The following is a 21,684-nucleotide window of genomic DNA, read 5'->3' on the forward strand; positions in this document are numbered from 1 at the left end:
ATCGCCATCGATATCGCCGCAGCTCGGCCCCCTATTGCAGCCCGCTATTCGGCCGAAAAATCATCGCGAATGGCTCAGCTGCCCGGACGCTCAGCGGTCATCGGCATTCACCCGCAGCACCGCCTTATCGCGTATGCCGCGCTGGCCAGCGACTCGAAGGCGTCGCGATCTCCAGCCCAGCGTCAGGCCGATCCGCGCCGCGCCGGGAGCGCCGCACCCGGGGCCATGCGGCAAGACCCGGTAGTGCTGCGACCCACGGCACGCCGGGAGCAATGCGGCGGACGGCCGCGGCACTGGTCGCGCCGGAATCCGGCACGTCTGGTCACGCTATCGGCGGTTGGGGGTGTAACGCGCACCGGTATCTGACTGTGGACGAGGTGACTGGTCCGCACCTAGATTCGGAAGGCACGGATTCATGCAGGGACGGGCGTCGTCCGCGAGAACCGCGGACCCGAGGACCGGGCTGGAGCTGCGGGTGGTGTCCAAGGACACGTACGCCGATTGGCATGCCGTCTACCAGGACAATGTCGGGTGGATGTACGGGTTGATGTTCGCCAAGGTCGGCAATCGCGCGGATGCGGAGGATCTCACCGGTGAGGTCTTCCTCGCGGCATTGCGGCCGCTGCGGGTTTCGGCGAGCATTCCCGAGGTGCGGGCCTACCTGCGTGCCACCGCTCGGTCCGTGCTCGCGCAGTACTGGCGCAATCGTCTCGGCTGTGAGATCACCTCCATCGATGATGATGTGCCGCAGGTCGAAGCCGCCGATCCCGATGTGACCGACGCGCCGGAGCGGGCACGCGCGATGCTCGAGCAATTGCCCGAGCGATATCGCAGAATTCTGGAGCTCCGGTTTCTGCAGGGGTACTCGGCCCGGGAGACGGCGGCCGAATTGGGGATCAGTGTTGTCAACGCGCGCGTATTGCAGCATCGGGCGCTGCGGATGGCGGCCCAGGTGGAAAGGAAAGCGCGATGAGCGCCCGCGAACTGCGCCGGTATATCGACGGGCTATTGCACGGCCGCAGGCCGAAGGCCTTCCGGCCGGATGCGGATGAGGCCGAACAACTGCGGGTTGTGCTCGAACTGCTGGCCGCCCGGCGCGAGGATGACACGCCGCGTCCGGAATTCGTCGATGATCTGCGACGCCGATTGGCTGCCGAGCTGGATCCGCCCACCGATGACAAGGCTTCGGTACGCGCGATCGGCTCCCGCCGCCAAGTGATCGCCGGGACGTCGATCGCGGCGGCCGCCGCCGCTGCCGGTGTGGTCGTCGACCGCGCGCTCACCCGCGGCACCGAAAACCCACCCACCGCGTCGACGCTCAACCCCGTACACGGCACCTGGCTCGCAATCGCGTCGAGTTCCGATATCACCGAGGGGATGACCCGCCCCTTCGACGTCGGCACGGTGACCGGATTCATCCGTCGAGTAGACGGCGCGATCATCGCGGTGTCGGGCGTGTGCACACATCAGGGCTGCCGACTCTGGTTCGACAATGCCGACGACCGGCTGCGCTGCCCCTGCCATTCGACCTCGTTCACGGTGACGGGCAAGGTGCTGACCCATCAGCTGCCGATCGCACCGCCACCGCTGCCGCAGCTACAGGTTCGGGAAAATGCAGGTGTCGTAGAGGTTTTCGCACCCGCGAAGCCCGCGTGATGTAACACCGGCTCCTATCTGTCAGTGAGAGGTTCGCGATAGCGCGGATCACCGACAGACCTGGAGGCCCGGTCAAATGACACCCGCCCGCACCGGTGCACTGCTCGCCGTGGCCGTGCTCGCCGGAATACCGAGTTTGCTGTTCGCCACGGCCTGTGGCAGTCCGGCACCCGCCCACGACACCGCACCGACCATCGACTTCCACCAAACCGGCGGCCCCACACCGGGTCTGCCCGGCCATGGGACCACCGGTTCCGCCCCGACGGCCGCCGCAACCACAACAATGTCGACCGCGGTCGCCGCAACCCCGAATACCGTCGATATCCAGAACTTCGTGTTCTCGCCCGCGAAACTCACTGTCCCCGTTGGTACCACGGTGACCTGGATCAACAAAGACGAAGAGCCGCATACGATCGCGGCGAGCAATGCCGGCTTCCGCTCCCCCGGGATGGGTCACGACGCGACATTCACCTTCGTCTTCACCACACCGGGAATCTTCGACTACATCTGCACGATTCACCCATTCATGCACGGCACCGTGGAGGTGACGAAATGACGCCGAGCAACGACTACGACCCCCGCGACCCACATGCCATGACCCGCCGCCAATTGCTGCGCCACTCCGCCTGGTTCGGCGCGGCGGTCGGATTGTCCGTTGTCGGCGGCGAAGTCATCTCGCAGGTGGCGGGCACCGCGGCCCGTGCCGAGAGCACACCGCGACCGGAACTGCGTTTCGCCCAACTCAGCGATAGCCATCTCGGCTTCCAGGGCCCGGCGAATACCAATGTCATCGGCACCTTCGCCGAGGCCATCGGTCAGATCAACGCCCTCGGCTATACACCGGATTTCGTGATCCACACCGGCGATCTCACCCACTTGGCCACCCCGGAACAATTCGATCAGGTGAAGCAGATGCTGACCCAGACGAATACCCCGCATGTCTTCACCGTGCCCGGCGAACACGATTCGATCGACGATGCCGGGCAGAAATACCGCGCCGCATTCGGCGCCGGAACTCGCGGCGACGGCTGGTACAGCTTCGATATCGCGGGCGTGCACCTGATCGCGTTGGTCAATACGCTCAATCTGAACATGCTGGGCCACCTCGGCCAGGATCAGCTGGAGTTCATTCGCAAGGATGTCGCACCGCTGTCCAGTGACACCCCGATCATCGTCTTCAGCCACATCCCGCTGTTCGCCATGTATCCGGACTGGGGTTGGGGCACCGACGACGCCACCCAGGCGTTGAGCTACCTGCGCCGCTTCGCATCGGTGACCTGTCTCAACGGCCATGTGCACCAACTGTTCACGAAGACCGATGGCAACATCACCTTCCACAGCGGGACGACCACCGCCTATCCGCTCCCCCACCCCGGCGACGGGCCCGCGCCCAAGCCGGTCACCATCCCGGCGGGGAGGCTGCACGACGCGCTCGGCATTCGTGAAGTGAGCTTCGTGCGCGGCCAGCAGCAGCTCGCCATCCGGGAGCAGCCCCTGAAATGAGCCGCGGGCGCCGTGGTCGCCCGGCGAGCTCGGTTGCCGGTGCGCCCGGTCCCACCCGAATCTGAAGTAGCTCCATGTCTGTATGACCAGGTCTGACGAGTCCGTGACATGCCGGGCCAGCTCCTTGTCGCGGCATCGGGACCGGCCGACACTTCGGACATGACTACCTTCGACGACCTTCGGGCGCTGTTCATCAACTGCACGCTCAAGCGCTCCCCCGAGCCGAGCAATACGCAGGGTCTCATCGATGTCAGTGCCCACATCATGGCGAAGAACGGGGTGCGGGTTTCGCATATCCGCGCCGTCGATCACGACATCGCGGCCGGGGTCTGGCCCGATATGACCGAACACGGGTGGGCCACCGACGAATGGCCGGTGCTGCAGCGGCTGGTGATGGATGCCGACATTCTGGTGCTGGCCGGGCCGATCTGGCTCGGCGACAACAGTTCGGTCACCAAGCGCGTCATCGAACGGCTGTACGGCAATTCGTCGATCCTGAACGAGCGCGGCCAGTACGCCTACTACGGCCGGGTCGGCGGCTGTCTGATCACCGGTAATGAAGACGGCGTCAAACACTGCGCGATGAATATCCTCTACAGCCTCCAACATCTCGGCTACACGATTCCGCCCCAGGCCGACGCCGGGTGGATCGGCGAGGCCGGACCCGGCCCGTCATATCTGGATCCGGGTTCCGGTGGACCGGAGAACGACTTCACCAATCGCAATACCACCTTCATGACCTGGAATCTGCTGCATCTGGCCCGGATGCTGAAGGACAACAACGGCATTCCCGCACACGGCAATCAGCGCTCCGAATGGGACGCGGGCTGCCGGTTCGATTTCGAGAATCCCGACTACCGTTAGGGTTCAGCGCTGTGCGCAACCTGCGGCATCGGGGTCATCCTGTGCCACACCGGGATTCGGTGAAACCGGCCCGTGCTGCGCCGACGTCGGCGTCGCGTGGATTTCGGTATCGTCGGATTCGTGCCCGGCCTACGACGAGCTGGTTTGCTTATCGGTGCACTGCTCGCCCTGGTCGCCGTCCTCGGCGTGGCAGGTCTGCCGGTGTATGTCCATCCGCAGACCGATCCGCTGCGCCGGGCCGATGCGATCGTGGTGTTGGGTGGCACTGCCTATGAGCGTTTCGATGTGGGCCTCGATCTCGCCGAACGCGGATATGCGCCGCAGCTGCTGATTTCACGGTCCACCGGCGAAGACGATTCGGTGATGGACCGATACTGCACGCCCCGCTTCGAATTCACCGTCAGCTGTTTCGTGCCGAATCCGTGGACCACCGATGGTGAGGCGCGCGAGATCGGGCGGCGGGCAAGGCTTTACGGCTGGCACCACATCATTGTGGTGACCTATACCCCGCATGTGTCGCGGGCCAGGTACATCGTGAGCAAATGCTTCGATGGCGAATTGACCATGGTGGCCAGTCCCAGTGATAGCGGCGTGAAATTCTGGACCTGGATGTACATCCGCCAGTCAGCGGGCTATGTGCGCGCGTTCTTCAGCCGAGGTTGTTGATCCGGGAACGATCGAATGTCCGGTCTCCTACAGTGAACGAGACGCTCGCGCGGGGAGTAACGGGCGTGACGTCGGGGTGTATACGGTTGTGGGAGAGGACCGCCGTTGCGAATCGATGATCTGCGAGCGGTCGGCGATGACGCCCTCACCGCCGATGTCTGTGTAATCGGATCCGGACCCGCCGGACTGACCATTGCGACCGAGCTGGCCGGATCAGCACTGCGCGTGCTGGTGTTGGAGAGCGGCGGCCTGACCGCGACCGAAGAGGTGGATGCGCTCGCCGATATCGAGAATGTGGGCGCGCGCCGGGCGCAATCGGATCGAGCAGCGGGCGACCGGATTCTCGGTGGCGCCTCCCACACCTGGAGCGGACGCTGCGGTCTGCTCGATGACCTCGATTTCAGCCGCCGCCCATGGGTTTCCGGATCCGGCTGGCCGATCGGCACGGCCGACCTCGAACCGTTTCTGTCGCGCGCGGCCGAGCATATCGGGATCGGCTATGGCAGCGGTTTCACCGATGACGCATTCTGGGATCTGGCCGGTCGCACCCAACCCGAGCATCGCCTCGACCCGACCCGATTGCGTCCGTATTTCTGGCAGATCAGCCGCGATCCGGTGGATCCATTCGACTGCAAGCGTTTCGGCGCCCATGTGAAAGACCTTGTCGCACCGAACATCCGGGTGCTCATCAATGCCACCGTCACCCATGTCGACACCGATCCCGAAGGCGCACGGGTGGTTTCGCTCCAGGTCGCCGGGGCCGAGCCGCAGCCGCGAACGGTGCACGCGCACACCTTCGTGCTGGCCACCGGCGGAATCGGGAATCCGCGTCTGCTGCTGGCATCGCGACGGATCGCGCCCGAGGGCATCGGCAACCGGCACGACATGGTGGGGCGCTATCTGATGGATCACCGCTGCGGCGCGGTCGGCGTGCTGAATCCGGCGGTAGCGGACAGTGCGCTGGAGCGCTTCGGCAAATACGTGGTCAAGACGCCGCACGGCAGGCACACCTTCCTGCACGGCGTCGCATTGTCACCGAAGGTCCAGGAGGCCGAGGGGCTGCTCAATTGCGCGCTGTGGCTGCAGGAGGTTCCGGCCGCGGACGATCCGTGGGAGTCGGTCAAGCAATTGCTGCGCGGGCGCGGCGATCGGCATGACGCGCGGGTCGCGGTGAGTCACGCCGGATTGCTGCTGGCCGGCGCGCGACGCCGGCTGATCCGGCACACCGGACTGCCGCACAAACTCGATCGAATCGAATTGCGCTGCATGGTCGAACAGCTACCCAACCCGGACAGCCGGATCACCCTGACCGATCGCACCGATCGTCTCGGTGTGCCGCTGCCGCGGGTGGACTGGCGGGTGAATCCGCAGGAAGACAGCACCGTGCGGCGGGCGGCGGAGCTGGCGGTTGCGGAGTTCACGCGGCTGGGTCTACCTACCCCGGCACTGTTCGACGGTGCGCGCGTTGACAGCACGCTGCCGCTGGTGCTCACCGACTGGGCGCATCCGACCGGGACCACGCGGATGTCGGCGGATCCGCGCACTGGCGTGGTCGACCCCGACTGCCGGGTGCACGGTGTGGCGAATCTGTTCGTCGCGGGCAGCTCGGTCTTCCCGACCACCGGCCATGCGAATCCGACGCTGACCATCGTGGCGCTGGCGGTCCGGCTAGCTGATACTTTGCGGGCTTTGGCATAGTCTGCGGCGTATGGAGACCAGAGGTGCACCGCACCCGCACGAGCCGCACGGTGAGGGCTTTACGTCCCGGTTGAACTGGTTGCGCGCGGGCGTGCTCGGCGCGAACGACGGCATCGTATCGACCGCCGGTCTGGTTGTCGGTGTCGCCGCGGCGACGACCAGCAGCTCGGCCATCTTCACCGCGGGTATCGCCGGACTGACCGCTGGTGCGATCTCGATGGCCGTCGGCGAATATGTTTCGGTCAGCACCCAGCGCGATTCCGAGCGCGCGTTACTCGCCAAGGAACGCAGGGAACTCACCGACGAACCGGATTACGAATTGGCCGAACTGGCCGATATCTATCGGGCGAAGGGGTTGTCACCGGAGACGGCGCACAAGGTGGCCGAGGAATTGACCGCGCACGACGCATTCCGCGCCCACGCCGAGGCCGAACTCGGCCTGGATCCGCACGCGCTGACCAACCCGTGGCAGGCGGCCGGATCCTCGGCGATCGCATTCACCCTCGGTGCACTGCTGCCGCTGCTTGCGATCATTCTGCCGCCCACCACGGCGCGCATTCCGGTGACGTTCGCATCGGTGCTGGTCGCGCTGGCGATCACCGGGTCGGTCAGCGCCCGCCTCGGCGGCAGCAACCGCACGCGGGCGGTGCTGCGGGTGGTGATCGGTGGTGCGCTGGCCATGGCGGTCACCTATGGCATCGGTCAATTGGCGGGCGTTGCCGGGGCATGAATTATGAACTCGCCCCGGCCCGTTCACCTCGGTCAGTAGTAGTGCTGCCGACCGCCGATCGGGTGGTGACCCACCGACCCGACGAGTGCGAGTACCGCGCCGACGAGTAGCAATATGATTCCGGCGGTGGTCAGCAGTGGAATGCTGAGCAGATATCCGACAATGAGGAGTATTAAGCCCAAGATAATCATGGCTTTTTCCTTTACTTGGTCGTTTTGACCGTTGTGCGGCCGGATGTTTCGACCGCGTCCGCGTGGCTGGGCTGGCGTACGAACCGATTCCAGCTCCAGACCGTCTTACCGCCCGGTGGCGGGGTGGGTTTGGGGGCAGGCGGCGGTGATCCGGCCGCTGGAGTTGCCGGACGCTGCGCCGCCTTTTCCTTGGTCGCCAGTTCCCTACGCGATTGTCGCAGGTCACGACGTACGGCACTGCTACGGCGGGAACTGCGCCAGACACCTGCGAGCAGCAGGCTCAGGCCGAGCATCCCGATCGCCCCGATCGCCATCCCGTAGAGGAACAGCGCCCCCGCCGAGGCGGTGAAGTGATAGTCGAATACCCCGAAATCGCTGGATGACGTACGAACTTCACCCGTATTGGCCGCCACTCCCGCAACGCCGATAACTACGGCGCCGATGAGAACGACGAGCCCGATGATAATGATCATGACAATCCCGCTGTACTGGTTGATGTTACTTTCTGGCTATGCCCGGTAATCCGAGAACCAAACACCACACCTGGCGCGGCGTTTGAAACCGGCCGATCCGGCTATGCGCGAAACCGAAGGATTTGCGCTCCGATCCGCGGGTGTCGGCGCCAAGTGGACGTCTTACGCCGCCCGAGGGCCAACCAGAGGGTTACCCGGTCCATCAGGGCCTCGTCACGCCACAGCCACCGGCGCAGGGTGGTCGGCAGCCACACCGGCCGCAACACAACCACCACGGCGACAACAGCATTCGCGACACCCAGCCGTCGCCCGTACCGTCAGCACGACACCGAGTTCCAGGTCGATCAGCCCGAAAGCGAAACCACTCGACAACATTTCGATGATCCCCCAGAAGGCGTCACCGACCAGGCGGTAATCGCGATCGCCGAAATCGGTGCCCGCATCGGTCAGATACAGCGCGCACACCAGCACGGCCAGCACCCCCGACCCCGAAAACGCCTCGGCCACACAGTAGGCGGCGAGTGGCGGCAGCCGAGCATCACCACTGAGATTTTCTAGCCACCGGGCCCGTATGCCACGGTGAGTTTCTGGCGTTCCTGACGGGTCAGGCGGTTGGGCACCAGCTGCCACCAGGTCACGCATCGCCACACCCATTCGAACGGGCCGTAGCGGAACCAGCGCAGCCAGTGGTAGCTCCACAGCGCCTGCACCGCGATGATCGCGGCGGCCAGGCCGAGCACTGTGTCGTAGCGGTTGGAGTCGGATAGGTGCAGCCACGGCTCGGCGGCGAGGATCAGGGGGGTTGCCGAGAGATAGTTGGTCAGCGCCATCCGGCCCATCGGCTCGAGCACCTCCGCGAACACCTCGCCCGTCTCGGTGCGCAGCAAGAGCAGGACTCCGGTGAGATACGCGAGTGCGCCCAGGAGTCCGGCCACCGGCGCCACACTGCCGGTCCACAGCTCTGCATACGGTATGCGGTACTCCCACATCCCCGCGGCCACCGCGGCGGGCGCGGCCAGCGCGAATACCACCACGACCTGCCAGCCGCGGTCGCGCAGGTCATCCGCGAGACCGAAGCGCTCGGCGGCCGAGCCGAGCAGGAACAGGCCGGGTACCAGGCCGAGCCCACCGCCGAGTGCGACCGGCACCCCGATCGCGCCGACCAGCCCGGCGAGCAGCAGCACCCAGCGCGGCAGGACCGCCGCAGGCAGCAGGATCACCAATCCGACGATCGCGTATGGCAGTAACGCTTCACCCGGCTGGAACACATGGTGGATCAGGCCGAGGACGCCGAGAGCGATCAGCCTGCGCGCCAGAACCAGTCGCGGGCGATCGGTGCGCTGGGCGGCGCGGTCGAGGAACAGCGAAAAGCTCAGTCCGAACAGGAACGAGAAGATCGGAAAGAACCGTCCCTCGAACAGCACGCACAGCAGGTGCCGCATCGGATCGACGACTCCGGGCTCGACCGTGGCCCGCATATCGGTGAGCTGCCGGATATCGACGACCAGAATCCCGCACAGCGCGACGCCGCGCACGGCGTCCAGATCGTGAATGCGCGGATGCGCGCAGTCGGGATCCATATCCCCACGCTAACGATGCCCGCCCCGTGGATCCCGCACATCCGATGGGGTGTCGGTCACATTAGTTCATGCACTAACTATTCATGCGCTAAGTTAGGGGCGACCTAGGAGGAGCCATGGAGATGGATGATCCGCTGCAGCTGGATCGGCAGGTGTGCTTCGCACTGGCCGTCGCCAATCGGGCGGTGCTCGGCGTGTATCGGCCGCTGCTGGAACCGCTCGGGCTCACACATCCGCAGTACCTGGTGATGTTGGCGCTGTGGGGTGCGGCGCCGATGTCGGTGAAGGCGATCGCCGAGGCGATCCAGCTGGACTCGCCGACCCTGTCACCGCTGCTCAAGCGGTTGGAGTCGGCCGGATTGATCACCCGCGGCCGCGATGGCCGCGACGAGCGGAACCTCGTTATCGATCTGACCCCGGCCGGAGTGGAGCTGCGTGAGCAGGCCCTGAAGATTCCGCCCGCGGTGGTGGAGCGTCTCGGGGTGACCTTGGCGGATCTGAAGGAACTGCACGAGGTATTGACCCGGGTCAATGCGGCCGCACGACGGTCGGTCGCCGTCGCGACAGGAGTACACGCATGAACAGTCGACCCAATCCCATCCAGTGGCTCGGCTACGCCTTCGGGCGGCGCCTGCCCGATTCGCTGCGCGAGTGGGTACGCGATGACCTCACCGGCAGATACGCGACCCCGCGCCATATCGTGCGCGGCCTGGTACCGTTCACTCCGCTGTTCGCCGTATTCCTGTTGTTTCCGGGCGAATTGTGGTTGCGCGGGTCGATGGTGCTGCTGGCATTGCTGCTCGCGCTGTTCTACACCACGGCCTTCATGCCGATGAATCGGGCGCACCGACTGGCCAAGCACGGGCTGCCGGCGGATCTGGAGAATTCGAAGCGGGCACGGCAACGAGCGCTCGAAAGAGCGAGATATGCGGCGCAGCATCCGCATTGAGAACTCAGCGCCGGCGCCCGTTCGTCGCGCCGAGTACGGCGAGCTGAACCCGGTTGGTGGCACCGGTTTTCGTCATCAGATTGCCGATATGCGTTTTGACCGTCGTGACGCCGAGATGTAGACGCTCGGCGATCTCGGCATTGGACAGACCCGTCGATACCAAGGCGAGCACCTCGGCTTCGCGTCGGGTAAGTCCCTGCGGCGCATCGAAATCATCGTTGGTCGTGGCGGCCTCCCGTGCGGCCACCGCCGAATCCACCAGTCGCTGCAATACGGCCTGAGTGAAGGGCGATTCGCCCGCGGCGGCGCGGCGGATGCCATCGAGCAGATCGGTGGGCGAGGCGTCCTTGACGAGGAACCCGCAGGCTCCCGCCGCGAGCGCGGGATACAGATGGTCGTCATCGTCGAAGGTGGTCAGGACGACGATGCGGATCGATGGCCGCATCGCGAGAATCCGTTCGGTGGCGCGAATTCCGTCCATTCCCGGCATGCGCAGGTCCATCAGGATGACATCGGGCGTGGTCTGCTCGGCCAGCCGCACGGCCTCGCCCCCGCTGGCCGCCTGCCCGACGACCTCGAGTTCGTCATCGGTCTCGCAGAGCATGCGCAGCCCGGCCCGAACCAGTTGCTGGTCGTCGACGATCAATACTCGAATGGTCATGGCCGCACGCTCTCCCGGACCTTCACGACGCCACCCGAATCGCGGGCGGCAGGGATGCGTCGAGTCGCCAACCGGAATCACCCGGCCCGGCGACGAACTCGCCACCCAGCAGCTCAACGCGTTCGCGCAATCCGACCAGTCCGAGGCCGTTCCCGGAGCCGTTGACTGTTCGAATCCCGTTGTCGCACAATATGAAATCGACCGCACCGTCGGTGCGTGCGGTGATGGTCAGCCGAGCCGTGACGCCCGAGCCCGCGTGCTTGACCACATTCGCCACGCCCTCCTGCGCCAGACGCAGCAAGGTCAACGCCCGTAGCGCATCCACTTCCGTCACGGCAGCGTCGACCTGCACCGCCACCATGGTGCCCAGTTGTTCGGCCCGCTCCGCGACGGCGGCGACCGCTCCCGGCAGATCCGCTGGCGCGATGAAGGATTCGCCCGCCATTGCCGGATCGCGCAGCACGGAGACGAGCAGCCGCAGATCGGCGAGGGTTTCGGTGCCGCTGGCGTGAATATCGTCGAGCACCTCACGCACCGCGGGCGGCGCGTCCGGTACCGCATGCCGGGCCACACCCACCCGCAGCACGGTGGACGAGACGTGATGGGCGATCAGATCGTGCAATTCCCTGGCGATGGCGGTCCGCTCCATGGCCCGCGCGGCCGCGATATCGGCCTCCCGACGCTGCGCGATCTCCCCCGCGGCCCGGCGGGCCCGATCCGCACCCTCGCGCGCGGCACGCAGCAGATATCCGATCAGCAGCGGCGCACCCGCCATCACCAATGCCCGGTAGCCGGTCGCGGCGGCCGCCCCGGCCGGATGCAGCAGATACGCCCCGCCCAACGCTCCCGCCGCCACCCACGGCTGCCACCCGCCGCGGCGTGCGGCGAGTTCGATGAGTGCGATGGCGGCCCCCACCTTCGGCACCAGCGGACCCGTACCGCCGATCTCGAAGCCGAGCACCAATAGCCCGGTCACCAGCAGTGATGTGGTGAACGGCCATCGAATACCGCCCGCCGTCGCGCACACCGCGAGCAGGCCGATGATCCAGTCCACCGGCCCCGGCGCATCCGAAAGCAGCAGCAGACAGCCCGTCGCCGAGGTCAGCAGCACCCCCAGCCGAACCGGTAGGGCACGCGCGTCGAGCAGCCAGTCCGCGCCCCTGGTCACACCCGAATCCACCACGCAGACCATGATGCCCGGCTGGTGCGGACCGCAACTCCTGCCGTCGGAGGAGGTCGGTCCTCCCGAAGGCCGTATCCCAGGCTCAATGGTGATCGCTCAGCGCCCCAGCGGGCAGCTGGAGCTATTCGGCGACAAGGGCGAGGCGGTGGTGGCGACGCACGAAGATGCTGGGAACCCATTGAGCCGCAGCGGGATCGGGTGCGAGTCGGAATGCGGCCGTCCGAGTCAGCAGGGTTTGCAGGGCCACGCGGGCCTCCAGCCGGGCCAGGGCCGCGCCGACGCAGAAGTGGATGCCCTTACCGAAGGCCAGGTGATTGCGCTGGGCCGGGCGGTCCAGGTGCAGTTCGTCGGGGGCGGCGAAGACGGCGGGGTCACGGTTGGCGGCGGCCCAGAGGAGGAGCAGGTGACTGCCCGCGGAGAGATCGGTGCCGCCGAGCGTGGTGTCGCGGACGACGTGGCGGTGGTGGGCGCGGAAGGGGGATTCCAGGCGCAGCACCTCCTCGAGGAACGGGGTGAGCAGGTCCGGATCCGTGCGCAGACGGGTCTGGAGGGTGGGGTCGGTCGCGAGGATGCGGGTCGCGTTGCCGATGAGTCCCGCGGTGGACTCACCGCCCGCGCCGACGAGTTGGACGAGGATCAGGACGGCGACATCGCGAGCGAGTTCGCCTGCGGCACAGGCCTTTGCGAGATCGCCGAGGAGGTTGTCGTCGGGGTGGCCGCAGGCTCGGACGAGCTGTCGGCGCAGATAGCCCGCGAGTTCGGTGGCGGCGGTGACGACGGCGACCAGACGGTCGGTGGTGACCACGCCGTCGAGCAGTTCATTACTGGTATAGCCCCAGGTGAGCAATTGGGGAATGTCGTCGTCGGGCAGGCCGATCAGGTTGGCCACCAAGGTCATCGGCAGTCGGTCGCCCATGGCAGACATCCATTCGATGTGTCCGGCACCGAAACCCGCCGTCCACAGGCGATCCGCGGTGGCGGCGATGGTGGGTTCCAGTGCGCGAATGCGTTTGGCGACCAGGGCGGGCAGCACCAGTTTGCGGTGCGCCTGATGGGTCGGGTCGTCGCCGGTGGCCAGGACATGGATCGCCTGTCCGCCGCCGTCCAAATCGAAAACCCCGGCCGAACCATCGGGTTGCCGCACCAGGGCCGCGGTGAGGTTCGAGGAGAAGTCGGCGGGGCGCGTGGTCGCCTCCATGACCAGATCCCAGCGGCTGACCAAGTAGAAATCGGTGTCCGCGATGCGGTGCACAGGCGAGTCGGTGCGCAGTCGGTCATAGAGCGGGTAGGGATCGTCGAGCAACCCGGGGTCGAACAGGTCGATGTCATTCAATGCGCGGGTCATTCGCTCCGCCTTTCCGACGCACGATTTCTACTTCCGCACACCAGATTTCGCGGCCTCGACCACCCGCGTCAATAGCCTCGAAAAACTGCGAATCCGGCACCGAATCCACAGGTCGCGCGCTGTCTCGAGGCCCGCCGCCCACCTGCCGCTCCGCTGGGCGATCTCGCCTAGAATGTCTCACTCTGAGACAAAGTTCTTCAACCGTATCTGACCGAAAATCCCGAGTTCTTCGTCAGCGAATCAGGAGGTCGCGATGACCGGTCTGCCCGATTGGCTCGCTGGCGGCCACCGCCGTGACCTCGCGATCGAGCGCATCCACGCCGCCGCGGCCGACCTCATCGCGCGCAAGGGCATGGCCGGACTGAATATCGATCACGTCGCCGCCGCGGCTGGCTGCTCCCGCGCCACCGTCTACCGCTACGTCGGCGGCAAGTCGGCACTGCGCGATGCCGTCCTGGCCGGGGCCACCGCCCGCATCGCCGAAACCATCCGGCACTCCGCCGCGGCCCACACCGGCCCGGACCGCATCACCCACGCGATTCTCGCGGCCTTGACCGCCGTCCGCGCCGACCCGGTCGCCACCGCCTTCCTGACCGCAACCACCCCGGCGGAGGTCGACGAATACCTCGCGAACAATCCCCGATTGGCCGACGCCGCAACACAACTCACCGGAACCGGCGACGATCCGATTGCCGGACAATGGATAGTCCGCGTCGTGCTCTCGCTATTGTTCTGGCCCGCGACCGATCCCGCCGCGGAGCGAACGCTCGTCGAGCGGTACGTGCTGCCCGCCTTCGGTGCGTAACCAATTTTCCGAGGCGGGCCACCGGATTCCGACCTTCGGTCGAGGCGATATCGCCTACCTCTCGCCCAGCGCAATTCCCGCGGCATCGGCATCACCCGGCGACCCTTCTTCACCAGTAGCGACGGCGTACGGTGCGGCGGGCGGAAAAGTTGGGCGGCCTGGTCTCTGTTGGCTTGGAACGCAGGCGGTTTCGCCAGGGAGCATCGGCCGGGCGGGTGGCGTGGAGTCGTTTTCTGCGCATCGCCGGTAGGTCAGCGCACGGCCCATGGGGCGATGACTTGGACGGCGGGCCAGCCGAAGTCCTCGGTGTCCTCACCTTCGACGAACCAGAGCCAGTTCTGCACGGCGCGCACCAGGGTCCAGGCGCGGGCGCGGTCCGGATCGAGTCCGGCGATATCGACGACGGTGGCGAAGCGGTCATCGAGGCCGGATTCGGTTCGGCGGTTCCAGAGCAGGGACAGGGTGGTGAATTCGAGATCGCCCGCCAAGGGCTGCGGGTCGATCACGAGCCAGGGTTCGCGGGTACCACCGAGGACGTTTTCATAGTGCAGGTCCTCGTTCACCAGGAGCCGGTCCGCACTCGGGCCGAGTTGTGCGCAGACCTCGACGGCGGCATCGAGCAACTTGCGCGGGAAGGGGGCGCCCAAGCGCTGCCAATCCTTCGGCAGTTCCTCGACCAGACGCTCGGCTTCGGTGCGCAGGTCCCGGGAGATGCCGGGGGGTGCCGGAATGGCGAGCCTGCGCAGCAGCACGGAGATGATCCGCACCGCGTCGTCGATGGGCTCGAACTCCAATGACCTGGTGGGGTCGAGTCGTTCGAGGAGCAGCGCGCCGTGCTCGGCGTCGCTATCGAGCAGTCGCACCGCGCCATGGCCCTGCCAGGCCGCGAGCGCGACCGGTTCGTCCCTGGTCTCGGGGGTGCGATAGCCGAGTTTGAGCACCACCTGACTGCCATCGGCACGCACGGCGGGCTGTACCAAACCGCCGTAACCATGCATGAGCTCGCCCTCGAATCGCAGCTGCCAGCGCTCGGCGTAGCGGGCCGCGAGCTCGGGCAGCCCGGCCACCCACGCCCGCGCCGCGGGCTCCAACCTGACGAGACGATCGGCGAAGAATTCGGGGACAACGATCACCAATCGAGCTTCTCAGCCCTGTCGAACGATTTTCCCCAGCAGCCGGTGACTACGGCAGACCCGGAATCACGGGCAGCGGCGGTAGACCCGGGAACGGATTGTCCGGAATCGGTGCGGGTGCGGGTGCGGGTGCGGGATTCTCTGGCACCGGCGCTGGATTCGGGACCGGATTCTGTGGCACCGGTGCTGGATTCGGGACCGGATTCTCCGGCACCGGCGCTGGAATCGGTGCCGGATTCGGGACCGGGTTCGGCTGCGTCTGAACCGGCGCGGGGATCGGGGTCTCGGCCGCCGGTGGTACCTCTTGCAGGGCCGGGCTCTGCGGGATACAGGTCCAGTGGCCCTCCGGCGACCTGCCCCATTGCGCCACAATGCCGTCGTGGGAGCAGTCGTCGCCGACCTGGTGCACCTCGGGGCCCTGCAGCAGGGGGGTGCAGACCCAGAGTCCGTTGCGCAGGTCCCATTGGGCGATGACGTTTTCGTGGGAGCAATCGTCACCGCGCTTGCGCGCTTGCATGGATTTCGATGGCGGCGAGATCGGGGGTGCGGGTGCCGGGCGGGCGGTGGTCAGTAGCGTCGCGGAGGTGGACTTCACGGTCGAGGACGGCACGTCGCTATCCGAATCCTGATTCGATCGCAGCAGCGCGATCGCGACCACCAGCGCAAGTGTGGCGGCTAGGACGGCCGCGACGGTTAGGACGCGCGTGTTATCGGTTCCGCGATTGCCGCCGGGTGCCGCACCGCCGAATTGCACCATCGCACCGCCTTCGTGCCGAGTAGGGACTACCTTCACGAAAACTCTGCTGGCAGGCTACCGAAGTCGCGGCAGGAAAGATCAGGTTTCTCGGCGCGTGTTCCCTTCGGCCAACGCCTTATCTGACGCCGACGCGCACCTTGACGGCGTCATCGCCGGTTTCGTGCAGCGCCTGGCCGATCAGGCTGCTGAGGTCGATACGCGGTGCGCTGGCGGTGACCGCGTCGGTGAGTGGCCGCAATCCGGGGATCAGCGATTTCAGCTCCGGCCCGACCTTGTCCATCCATTCGGTCACCCGTTGCAGAAACGGCACAAGGCCATTGCCCGCCAGGTACATCTGCGGACTGTTCCCGGCCGTCACCAGCCGACCGACCGCCTCGACGAGATCGTCGAGCGCCTGACCGAACCGCACCAGATCAGGCGCACCGGCCGTGGTGGCCGGACCGGCCCAGGCGATATCGCCAGCCGCGAGCTGAAAGCTATTGAGCAATTGGGCGATCTTCGGGGCCCTGGTCATGATGGTGGCGGCGAGCAGATCGCCCGAGCGCGCGAGTTCCGGCATCACCGTCGCAGTGCCCGAGATCGACTTGCCAGTTATCGCCGGATACTGCGAGGGCCGACGACGTCGAGCTGTGGCAGCGGTCCGGTCAGTCGAGATCGATCCGGACGGTCAGCAAGTCGATGCCGACCAGCCGAACGGCCGTGCTATTGGCCTTGGGCAAGGCCCGCAGCCGAGCGCGCGGATCATCGTCGGGCAGCAGATGCGCGGTACCGGTACGCCAACGCCCATGCAGCCGCACTCGAACCCGATTGTCGGCCTTGATATTTCGGATGTACTGCGAGCGCTCACCGAATTCGGAGACGAGCCAGAACGCGTTGCCGACCCGGCGGCCACCGATCGGCGTAACCCGCGGCTGCCCACTCACCCGCCCCACGGTCTCCAGCAGCTGCTGCGTCGGCAACCTCCGCAGCATCGGATTCGCGACCCGCCGCTGCAGAGTCGTCACGACCCGATGCTGCACATCCCGCAGATTCGCCATACCGCGACGCTACTCCGGAGAGATCAAAACCAGTCGGAACCAACGGCGAACCCCCGCGCGTCCCCTCACTGCCACATCGGTGGCGCTCTGTCCACTCACCCGCCCGCAGATTGCCGGTGCCAGCCCGAGTGTTATGGCCTGTCCGTTCCTGCCAACGTTGCGATGGAGTCGAGATTCAGGTACGCGATGGCGCGGCGATGCGCGACAATGTGCCAAGTGCGGACCCAGTTCACTCGCGAGCTCCTCGCGTTGACCAATGATTTGACGCTCATGTGTCGGCTCGCCCACGATGCCGCCGAGCGCGTCACCGCTGCGCTCGGCGACGCCGATCTCGCCGCCGCCTATGAGGCCTTCGCGCACGACGAACAGCTACAGAAGATGTACTCGGCCTGCGAGGCCAGGACCGTGGTGCTGCTCGCGCTGCAGGCGCCGGTCGCGCGTGATCTACGCCACGTCGTGACCGCGATCCAGATCGCCGGTGAACTGTCCCGGATCGGCTGGCTGATCAGCCGCGTCGCCGATCAGGTCTACAAATATCATCCGGAACCCGTTGCACCCCAACATCTTATGGATATCCTCACCGCGATGGGCCGGCTGGCCGGCCACTACACCGCCCTCGCGGGCCAAACGGTTGCCACCGGGCGTGAGTCAGCCACCCCCGAATCCGGTTCCCTCGCAATGGATCAGCTGCATCGGCAACTCCATATCGCCCTCGCCGACCCGACCCACACCCACCCCACCGAGGCCGCCATCGATATCGCCATGGTCGGTAACAAACTGGAGCGCTGCATCGACCACACCAACCGCATCGATCGCCTGATCCGCTTTCTGGACACCGGAATTCCCCCGGCCGCACAGCCTTCCGACGCCGAATAGCAGGTCCACCGCACCGAATCCGACGCTAGGCGGGTGCGGATCCCGTCTGCGTGGGGTCGGAACTCGGTCCGGATCCAGTCGTGCGGCCGGCAATGGCGTAGAGGTCGCGGGCCGGACCGGTGAGGCGCTGGCCGGAGGGCCAGACCGCACGGAGGGTTCGGGTCAGGTCCAGGCCGGTAATGGCCGGGGACGCCAAGGTGCCCGCGGCAATTTCGGCGGCTACGGCCAGCGAGCTGAGCACTGCGGGACCGACACCGGAGGCGACCGCGGTCTTGATCGCGGTGGTTGAAGAGAGTTCGAGCGCGACAGTGGGTTTCCACCCTGGAATGGCCTGCGCGACAGCATTTTCGAACCAAGTGCGGGTGCCCGAACCGGTCTCGCGCTGGATCAGCGGGGTCGCGGCGAGGTCGGCGAGTTCGACCGAACCGCGCCGCGCCCACCGATGCTGCGGGGCGACCACGACAACAAGCCGGTCGCGGGCCACGATATGGCTCTCGAGGCCGCGGAAATTCCCCGGGCTCTCGACGAAGCCGATGACATCCTTGCCATCGAGCACCGCCTGGGCCACCTCGACGGAATTGCCGGACTCCAGCGCGATGGTGGTATCGGGTGCGGCGCCGCGCAAGGTCATGAGCCAGCCGGGGAACAGGTACTCGGCGATGGTTTGGCTGGCCGCCACGCGCAAGTGGGAATCGCGTTGGGCACGCAATGTGTCGATGCCCGCGTCCAGTTGCCCGGCCGCGTCGATCACCCCGCGCGCCCATTCGGCGATCAATACCCCGGCCGGAGTCGGCCGCGAACCGAGGGTGCTGCGCTCCAGCACCGGCAGGCCGACCAGCTTCTCCAGATAGTGGATGCGTGACGACGCCGACGGCTGGCTGATCCCATGTGCCTGCGCCGCACGCCCGAGGCTGCCCAGTTCGATGACCGAAAGCAGCAAGTCGAGGGCGGCCAGATCCGGAACACGCGGAGACAAGGGCATAGAACGAGTCTATGCACCCATAGAAACGCCGTGGCTACTCGGCGCCACTCGAGCCGACGAATCTGGATCCATGGCCGCCACAGTGACCTTCCGCCCCGCACGCTCGCGGCGTCTCCTGGGCGAACTCGAACGCGACAGGACCCGCCGCCCAGTCGAGCCCCGATCGCTGCGACACCTCGGCCCCAACTGGTTCGCCGCCGTCATGGGCACCGGCATCGTCGCGAATGCCGCCGCCACCCTGCCCCTGCAGTTTCCGGAACTGCGCGGCGCGGCGACCGCCGTCTGGGCGTCGGCCGCACTGCTGCTGGTGGTACTGACCATCGCCTTCGCCATGCACCGGATGCGCTACCCCGAGGTCGCCCGGAGCCACCGCGACCACCCCGTCATGGCGCATTTCTACGGCGCCCCACCCATGGCACTGCTGACCGTCGGCGGGGGCACCCTGCTACTCGGCCGCGATGTGATCGGCCTCGGCGCCGCACTCACCGTCGACTGGGTGCTCTGGTCGGTCGGCACCGTACTCGGCCTGATGACCGCCGTCGCCATCCCCTACCGAATGTTCACCCACCACCGCATCGAACCCGATGCCGCTTTCGGTGGCTGGCTGATGCCCGTGGTGCCCCCGATGGTGTCCGCGGCCATGGGCGCGCTGCTGGTTCCCTATGCCCCCGAGGGACAGCTGCGACTGACCATGATCCTGCTCTGCCTGGCCATGTTCGGTCTGAGCCTGATCGCCTCCATTGTCACCATCACCATGATCTGGTCCCGCCTGGTGCACCATGACCTCCCACCCGCGAACATGATTCCCACGCTCTGTATCGTGCTCGGCCCGCTCGGCCAATCCGTCACTGCCGCAGGACTTCTCGCCAAGGCCGGTCCATCCGTGCTGCCCGAGCTCTACACCAAGGGCCTGACCGTCTTCTCGGTCATCTTCGGCGTCGTCACTTGGGGTTTCGCAATGCTGTGGCTGGCATTAGCGGCCACGGTCATCATAAAGACCACCCGCGCAGGCGAATTGAAGTTCAACATGACCTGGTGGGGCTTCACCTTCCCCCTCGGCACCTGCATCACCGGCAGCACCGTGCTCTACGGCCACACCGGCGCCGACCTCTTCGCCGTCACCGCGGTCGTCCTCTACATCGGACTGGTCGCCGCCTGGGTGGTCGTCGCGGCACACACCATCCGCGGTGTCCACACCGGTCCGCTCCTGCGACCGACCCCCGCCGCCTGATCACGAACGACTGCCGCGGCCCCGTCCCAGCGCGGGGCCCTCGGCGGCATTCCGGCCCAAGACATTTCCATGCCGCTGTCAGGCCTTGAAGTACACCAGCTGACGGCTCGTCGCGAGCAACCCACCGTCGTACGCCCACAGTTCGGCGGCCTGATCGAAGAATCCATTGCCGAAGTGCTGGGAGCGCGCGGCGGCCAGCAGCGGGTGGTCGGACTGGGCGGCCAGGCGATCGGCATCGGCGTGGAAATACACGGTCAGCGTGACGGTTCCGGCCGGAACCACCCGGCCGAGTCGCAGCATCACGCGCGGGAAGAACACATCGCTGAGCGCGGCAAGAGCCGGATAGTCCAGTGGACGTGCGGGCTGGTCGCGAACCCAGAGCACCCGAATCCCGGCGAATGCGTGAGCCGCTCAGTCGAGTAAGGGAAAGCGCCCCGAGTGCAGCAGTCCGGCAATCGCGTCCATCTTCGCCTGCGGCGCAGCGTAATCGGGGTGGACCCGGATCACCGCCGCGGCATCGTGCAGTCGGATCATCTGCTCCTCGGCCGCGCTGACATTGCGCCCGCCCGCACTGACCGCATGGCCGGCGAAGACGGGCCGCTTCGGATCGACGCGCCCGAGTGCCAGCGCCTTGTCCACCCGCCGCGAGCAGCGGCAGAACGCCTCCGGATTCGCCACCCCGCAGGTCGAATTCAAGAACGTCGCGATGCGTTTCTTGGCCCGCTCCAACCGCTTCCGATACGCGGATGCGGAGATACCCAGAATCCAGGCCGCATCGGTGGAGCTGAGCTCGAAGACCTCACCGAGCACGAATGCAACCCGTTCGTCACGGGCCAGACACTGCAGCATCGCCTGACTGCAATTGAGGCGCACCTCGTGCGCGAGCACCTCGGCCTCGGGCCCGCGGTAGTCCTCGGCCGCCAGCCCGTCCGCCAAACCCTCCCGATATGTGTCGAGGCTGAGCTGCGCGGCCTCCTGCGGCGTCTGCCGCTTCAGATTCAGCAGATAGTTGACCCCGATCCGGTAGGCCCAGGTCAGCAGCTTGGCCTCACCCCGCCAAGTCGCGAGATTCCCGACCACCCGCAAGAGGATCTCCTGCGTCGCATCCTCGGCCTCCGCGGGCCGCCACACCATGCGCAGCGCCAGCCGATACAGCGGATCCTGCAGGTGTCGCACCACATCCGAGATGGCGGCCCCGTCACCGGCAATGGCCCGATCGACGAGTTCCCGCTCCCGAGCCCGCGCCTCGGCCGGCACCGCACCCTCGACGTCATCGCCGAGTCCGATCCTGGTCACATCGGCGGCGGAGGCTTGTTCGGACTGCGATAGCTCGGGTTCCACCGCACAATCCTTCGGCGCCATCC

26 protein-coding genes and 1 pseudogene are annotated in these 21,684 nt (G+C 66.5%); 13 read left to right on the forward strand and 14 right to left on the reverse strand.

The genetic code is table 11. The features are described from left to right. Positions 1 to 415 precede the first annotated feature (415 nt). The 8 genes from ACWEO2_RS16880 (at position 416) to ACWEO2_RS16915 (ending at position 7,117) form a co-directional block, all read left to right on the forward strand. On the forward strand, positions 416 to 973 hold the full coding sequence (locus ACWEO2_RS16880; RefSeq protein ID WP_452406125.1) for an RNA polymerase sigma factor: 558 nt from the start codon (positions 416 to 418) through the stop codon (positions 971 to 973). Then, positions 970 to 1,656, forward strand: a complete 687-nt coding sequence (locus ACWEO2_RS16885) for a QcrA and Rieske domain-containing protein (RefSeq protein WP_452406126.1) — start codon at positions 970 to 972, stop codon at positions 1,654 to 1,656. The genes ACWEO2_RS16880 and ACWEO2_RS16885 overlap by 4 nt, the downstream gene beginning before the upstream one ends. Before the next feature lie 76 nt (positions 1,657 to 1,732). Beyond that, positions 1,733 to 2,212: a cupredoxin domain-containing protein gene (locus ACWEO2_RS16890; protein WP_452406127.1), complete on the forward strand. Its 480-nt coding sequence runs from the start codon at positions 1,733 to 1,735 to the stop codon at positions 2,210 to 2,212. Continuing rightward, positions 2,209 to 3,159, forward strand: coding sequence for a metallophosphoesterase family protein (locus ACWEO2_RS16895; protein WP_452406128.1), 951 nt, complete (start codon positions 2,209 to 2,211; stop codon positions 3,157 to 3,159). Before ACWEO2_RS16890 ends, ACWEO2_RS16895 begins: the two co-directional genes overlap by 4 nt. Positions 3,160 to 3,318: 159 nt before the next feature. Then, positions 3,319 to 4,023 (forward strand): flavodoxin family protein, encoded by a 705-nt coding sequence (locus ACWEO2_RS16900; RefSeq protein WP_452406129.1) that lies wholly within the window; start codon positions 3,319 to 3,321, stop codon positions 4,021 to 4,023. Positions 4,024 to 4,143: 120 nt separating this feature from the next. Continuing rightward, positions 4,144 to 4,689 (forward strand): YdcF family protein, encoded by a 546-nt coding sequence (locus ACWEO2_RS16905; protein WP_452406130.1) that lies wholly within the window; start codon positions 4,144 to 4,146, stop codon positions 4,687 to 4,689. 105 nt (positions 4,690 to 4,794) lie between these two features. Continuing rightward, entirely contained in the window at positions 4,795 to 6,387 is a 1,593-nt protein-coding gene (locus tag ACWEO2_RS16910) for a GMC oxidoreductase (RefSeq protein ID WP_452406131.1), read from the forward strand. 10 nt (positions 6,388 to 6,397) lie between these two features. Beyond that, positions 6,398 to 7,117, forward strand: a complete 720-nt coding sequence (locus tag ACWEO2_RS16915) for a VIT1/CCC1 transporter family protein (RefSeq protein ID WP_452406132.1) — start codon at positions 6,398 to 6,400, stop codon at positions 7,115 to 7,117. 32 nt (positions 7,118 to 7,149) lie between these two features. Here ACWEO2_RS16915 and ACWEO2_RS16920 read toward each other — a convergent pair whose 3' ends face one another. The 4 genes from ACWEO2_RS16920 to ACWEO2_RS16935 all read right to left on the reverse strand — a co-directional run bounded on the left by ACWEO2_RS16920 (position 7,150) and on the right by ACWEO2_RS16935 (position 9,361). Beyond that, entirely contained in the window at positions 7,150 to 7,299 is a 150-nt protein-coding gene (locus ACWEO2_RS16920; RefSeq protein ID WP_452406195.1) for a hypothetical protein, read from the reverse strand. A gap of 20 nt (positions 7,300 to 7,319) precedes the next feature. Then, positions 7,320 to 7,781 (reverse strand): hypothetical protein, encoded by a 462-nt coding sequence (locus ACWEO2_RS16925; RefSeq protein ID WP_452406133.1) that lies wholly within the window; start codon positions 7,779 to 7,781, stop codon positions 7,320 to 7,322. Between the two features lie 213 nt (positions 7,782 to 7,994). Next, positions 7,995 to 8,288, reverse strand: coding sequence for a hypothetical protein (locus ACWEO2_RS16930; RefSeq protein WP_452406134.1), 294 nt, complete (start codon positions 8,286 to 8,288; stop codon positions 7,995 to 7,997). A gap of 47 nt (positions 8,289 to 8,335) precedes the next feature. Further along, positions 8,336 to 9,361 carry a DUF418 domain-containing protein gene (locus ACWEO2_RS16935; protein WP_452406135.1) on the reverse strand — a complete coding sequence of 342 codons (1,026 nt, stop codon included), beginning with the start codon at positions 9,359 to 9,361 and terminating at the stop codon, positions 8,336 to 8,338. 116 nt (positions 9,362 to 9,477) lie between these two features. Here ACWEO2_RS16935 and ACWEO2_RS16940 point away from each other — a divergent pair, with 116 nt between their 5' ends. Next, complete coding sequence (locus tag ACWEO2_RS16940; RefSeq protein ID WP_452406136.1) at positions 9,478 to 9,942, forward strand: MarR family winged helix-turn-helix transcriptional regulator; 465 nt, start codon at positions 9,478 to 9,480, stop codon at positions 9,940 to 9,942. After that, a complete protein-coding gene (locus ACWEO2_RS16945) occupies positions 9,939 to 10,310 on the forward strand; it encodes a DUF5313 family protein (protein ID WP_452406137.1) in 372 nt (123 codons plus the stop codon). The genes ACWEO2_RS16940 and ACWEO2_RS16945 overlap by 4 nt, the downstream gene beginning before the upstream one ends. A gap of 4 nt (positions 10,311 to 10,314) precedes the next feature. Here ACWEO2_RS16945 and ACWEO2_RS16950 read toward each other — a convergent pair whose 3' ends face one another. From ACWEO2_RS16950 to ACWEO2_RS16960, 3 genes are all read right to left on the reverse strand, one after another. Next, positions 10,315 to 10,971 (reverse strand): response regulator, encoded by a 657-nt coding sequence (locus tag ACWEO2_RS16950; RefSeq protein ID WP_452406138.1) that lies wholly within the window; start codon positions 10,969 to 10,971, stop codon positions 10,315 to 10,317. Positions 10,972 to 10,993: 22 nt separating this feature from the next. After that, positions 10,994 to 12,154 (reverse strand): sensor histidine kinase, encoded by a 1,161-nt coding sequence (locus ACWEO2_RS16955; RefSeq protein WP_452406139.1) that lies wholly within the window; start codon positions 12,152 to 12,154, stop codon positions 10,994 to 10,996. A gap of 121 nt (positions 12,155 to 12,275) precedes the next feature. After that, positions 12,276 to 13,499 (reverse strand): cytochrome P450, encoded by a 1,224-nt coding sequence (locus ACWEO2_RS16960; protein ID WP_452406140.1) that lies wholly within the window; start codon positions 13,497 to 13,499, stop codon positions 12,276 to 12,278. 253 nt (positions 13,500 to 13,752) lie between these two features. Here ACWEO2_RS16960 and ACWEO2_RS16965 point away from each other — a divergent pair, with 253 nt between their 5' ends. Continuing rightward, entirely contained in the window at positions 13,753 to 14,304 is a 552-nt protein-coding gene (locus ACWEO2_RS16965; RefSeq protein ID WP_452406141.1) for a TetR/AcrR family transcriptional regulator, read from the forward strand. Between the two features lie 251 nt (positions 14,305 to 14,555). Here ACWEO2_RS16965 and ACWEO2_RS16970 read toward each other — a convergent pair whose 3' ends face one another. The 4 genes from ACWEO2_RS16970 to ACWEO2_RS16985 form a co-directional block, all read right to left on the reverse strand. Beyond that, the gene (locus ACWEO2_RS16970) at positions 14,556 to 15,437 is read right to left on the reverse strand and encodes an aminoglycoside phosphotransferase family protein (RefSeq protein WP_452406142.1); all 882 of its coding nucleotides are present in this window, start codon (positions 15,435 to 15,437) and stop codon (positions 14,556 to 14,558) included. Between the two features lie 49 nt (positions 15,438 to 15,486). Then, entirely contained in the window at positions 15,487 to 16,194 is a 708-nt protein-coding gene (locus tag ACWEO2_RS16975; RefSeq protein WP_452406143.1) for a hypothetical protein, read from the reverse strand. Positions 16,195 to 16,309: 115 nt separating this feature from the next. Then, entirely contained in the window at positions 16,310 to 16,753 is a 444-nt protein-coding gene (locus ACWEO2_RS16980) for a hypothetical protein (RefSeq protein WP_452406144.1), read from the reverse strand. 85 nt (positions 16,754 to 16,838) lie between these two features. Then, the gene (locus ACWEO2_RS16985; protein WP_452406145.1) at positions 16,839 to 17,231 is read right to left on the reverse strand and encodes a nitroreductase/quinone reductase family protein; all 393 of its coding nucleotides are present in this window, start codon (positions 17,229 to 17,231) and stop codon (positions 16,839 to 16,841) included. A 207-nt stretch (positions 17,232 to 17,438) separates the two neighbouring features. On the opposite strand from ACWEO2_RS16985, the gene ACWEO2_RS16990 reads away from it, so the two are divergent. After that, entirely contained in the window at positions 17,439 to 18,107 is a 669-nt protein-coding gene (locus ACWEO2_RS16990) for a phosphate signaling complex PhoU family protein (protein ID WP_452406146.1), read from the forward strand. Between the two features lie 25 nt (positions 18,108 to 18,132). Here ACWEO2_RS16990 and ACWEO2_RS16995 read toward each other — a convergent pair whose 3' ends face one another. After that, a complete protein-coding gene (locus ACWEO2_RS16995) occupies positions 18,133 to 19,089 on the reverse strand; it encodes a LysR family transcriptional regulator (protein ID WP_452406147.1) in 957 nt (318 codons plus the stop codon). 70 nt (positions 19,090 to 19,159) lie between these two features. Between ACWEO2_RS16995 and ACWEO2_RS17000 the strand changes: the two genes are divergently transcribed. Then, a complete protein-coding gene (locus tag ACWEO2_RS17000; RefSeq protein ID WP_452406148.1) occupies positions 19,160 to 20,320 on the forward strand; it encodes a TDT family transporter in 1,161 nt (386 codons plus the stop codon). A 78-nt stretch (positions 20,321 to 20,398) separates the two neighbouring features. Here the strand turns inward: ACWEO2_RS17000 and ACWEO2_RS17005 are convergent. Both ACWEO2_RS17005 and ACWEO2_RS17010 read right to left on the reverse strand, forming a co-directional pair. After that, positions 20,399 to 20,701, reverse strand: a pseudogene (locus ACWEO2_RS17005) (acyl-CoA thioesterase); the annotation flags it as partial. A gap of 30 nt (positions 20,702 to 20,731) precedes the next feature. Continuing rightward, complete coding sequence (locus tag ACWEO2_RS17010) at positions 20,732 to 21,661, reverse strand: RNA polymerase sigma factor (protein WP_452406149.1); 930 nt, start codon at positions 21,659 to 21,661, stop codon at positions 20,732 to 20,734. Positions 21,662 to 21,684: the final 23 nt, after the last annotated feature.

It is taken from the genome of Nocardia sp. NPDC004278 (genome assembly GCF_053602975.1).

Bases quoted from the DNA above. Each gene is read 5' to 3' on its own strand.
- ACWEO2_RS16880 (WP_452406125.1), top strand. From the start codon at position 416: ATGCAGGGACGGGCGTCGTCCGCGAGAACCGCGGACCCGAGGACCGGG.
- ACWEO2_RS16885 (WP_452406126.1), top strand. From the start codon at position 970: ATGAGCGCCCGCGAACTGCGCCGGTATATCGACGGGCTATTGCACGGC.
- ACWEO2_RS16890 (WP_452406127.1), top strand. From the start codon at position 1,733: ATGACACCCGCCCGCACCGGTGCACTGCTCGCCGTGGCCGTGCTCGCC.
- ACWEO2_RS16895 (WP_452406128.1), top strand. From the start codon at position 2,209: ATGACGCCGAGCAACGACTACGACCCCCGCGACCCACATGCCATGACC.
- ACWEO2_RS16900 (WP_452406129.1), top strand. From the start codon at position 3,319: ATGACTACCTTCGACGACCTTCGGGCGCTGTTCATCAACTGCACGCTC.
- ACWEO2_RS16915 (WP_452406132.1), top strand. From the start codon at position 6,398: ATGGAGACCAGAGGTGCACCGCACCCGCACGAGCCGCACGGTGAGGGC.
- ACWEO2_RS16925 (WP_452406133.1), bottom strand. From the start codon at position 7,781: ATGATCATTATCATCGGGCTCGTCGTTCTCATCGGCGCCGTAGTTATC.
- ACWEO2_RS16935 (WP_452406135.1), bottom strand. From the start codon at position 9,361: ATGGATCCCGACTGCGCGCATCCGCGCATTCACGATCTGGACGCCGTG.
- ACWEO2_RS16940 (WP_452406136.1), top strand. From the start codon at position 9,478: ATGGAGATGGATGATCCGCTGCAGCTGGATCGGCAGGTGTGCTTCGCA.
- ACWEO2_RS16945 (WP_452406137.1), top strand. From the start codon at position 9,939: ATGAACAGTCGACCCAATCCCATCCAGTGGCTCGGCTACGCCTTCGGG.
- ACWEO2_RS16950 (WP_452406138.1), bottom strand. From the start codon at position 10,971: ATGACCATTCGAGTATTGATCGTCGACGACCAGCAACTGGTTCGGGCC.
- ACWEO2_RS16960 (WP_452406140.1), bottom strand. From the start codon at position 13,499: ATGACCCGCGCATTGAATGACATCGACCTGTTCGACCCCGGGTTGCTC.
- ACWEO2_RS16965 (WP_452406141.1), top strand. From the start codon at position 13,753: ATGACCGGTCTGCCCGATTGGCTCGCTGGCGGCCACCGCCGTGACCTC.
- ACWEO2_RS16975 (WP_452406143.1), bottom strand. From the start codon at position 16,194: ATGGTGCAATTCGGCGGTGCGGCACCCGGCGGCAATCGCGGAACCGAT.
- ACWEO2_RS16980 (WP_452406144.1), bottom strand. From the start codon at position 16,753: ATGCCGGAACTCGCGCGCTCGGGCGATCTGCTCGCCGCCACCATCATG.
- ACWEO2_RS16985 (WP_452406145.1), bottom strand. From the start codon at position 17,231: ATGGCGAATCTGCGGGATGTGCAGCATCGGGTCGTGACGACTCTGCAG.
- ACWEO2_RS16990 (WP_452406146.1), top strand. From the start codon at position 17,439: ATGTGCCAAGTGCGGACCCAGTTCACTCGCGAGCTCCTCGCGTTGACC.
- ACWEO2_RS16995 (WP_452406147.1), bottom strand. From the start codon at position 19,089: ATGCCCTTGTCTCCGCGTGTTCCGGATCTGGCCGCCCTCGACTTGCTG.
- ACWEO2_RS17000 (WP_452406148.1), top strand. From the start codon at position 19,160: ATGGCCGCCACAGTGACCTTCCGCCCCGCACGCTCGCGGCGTCTCCTG.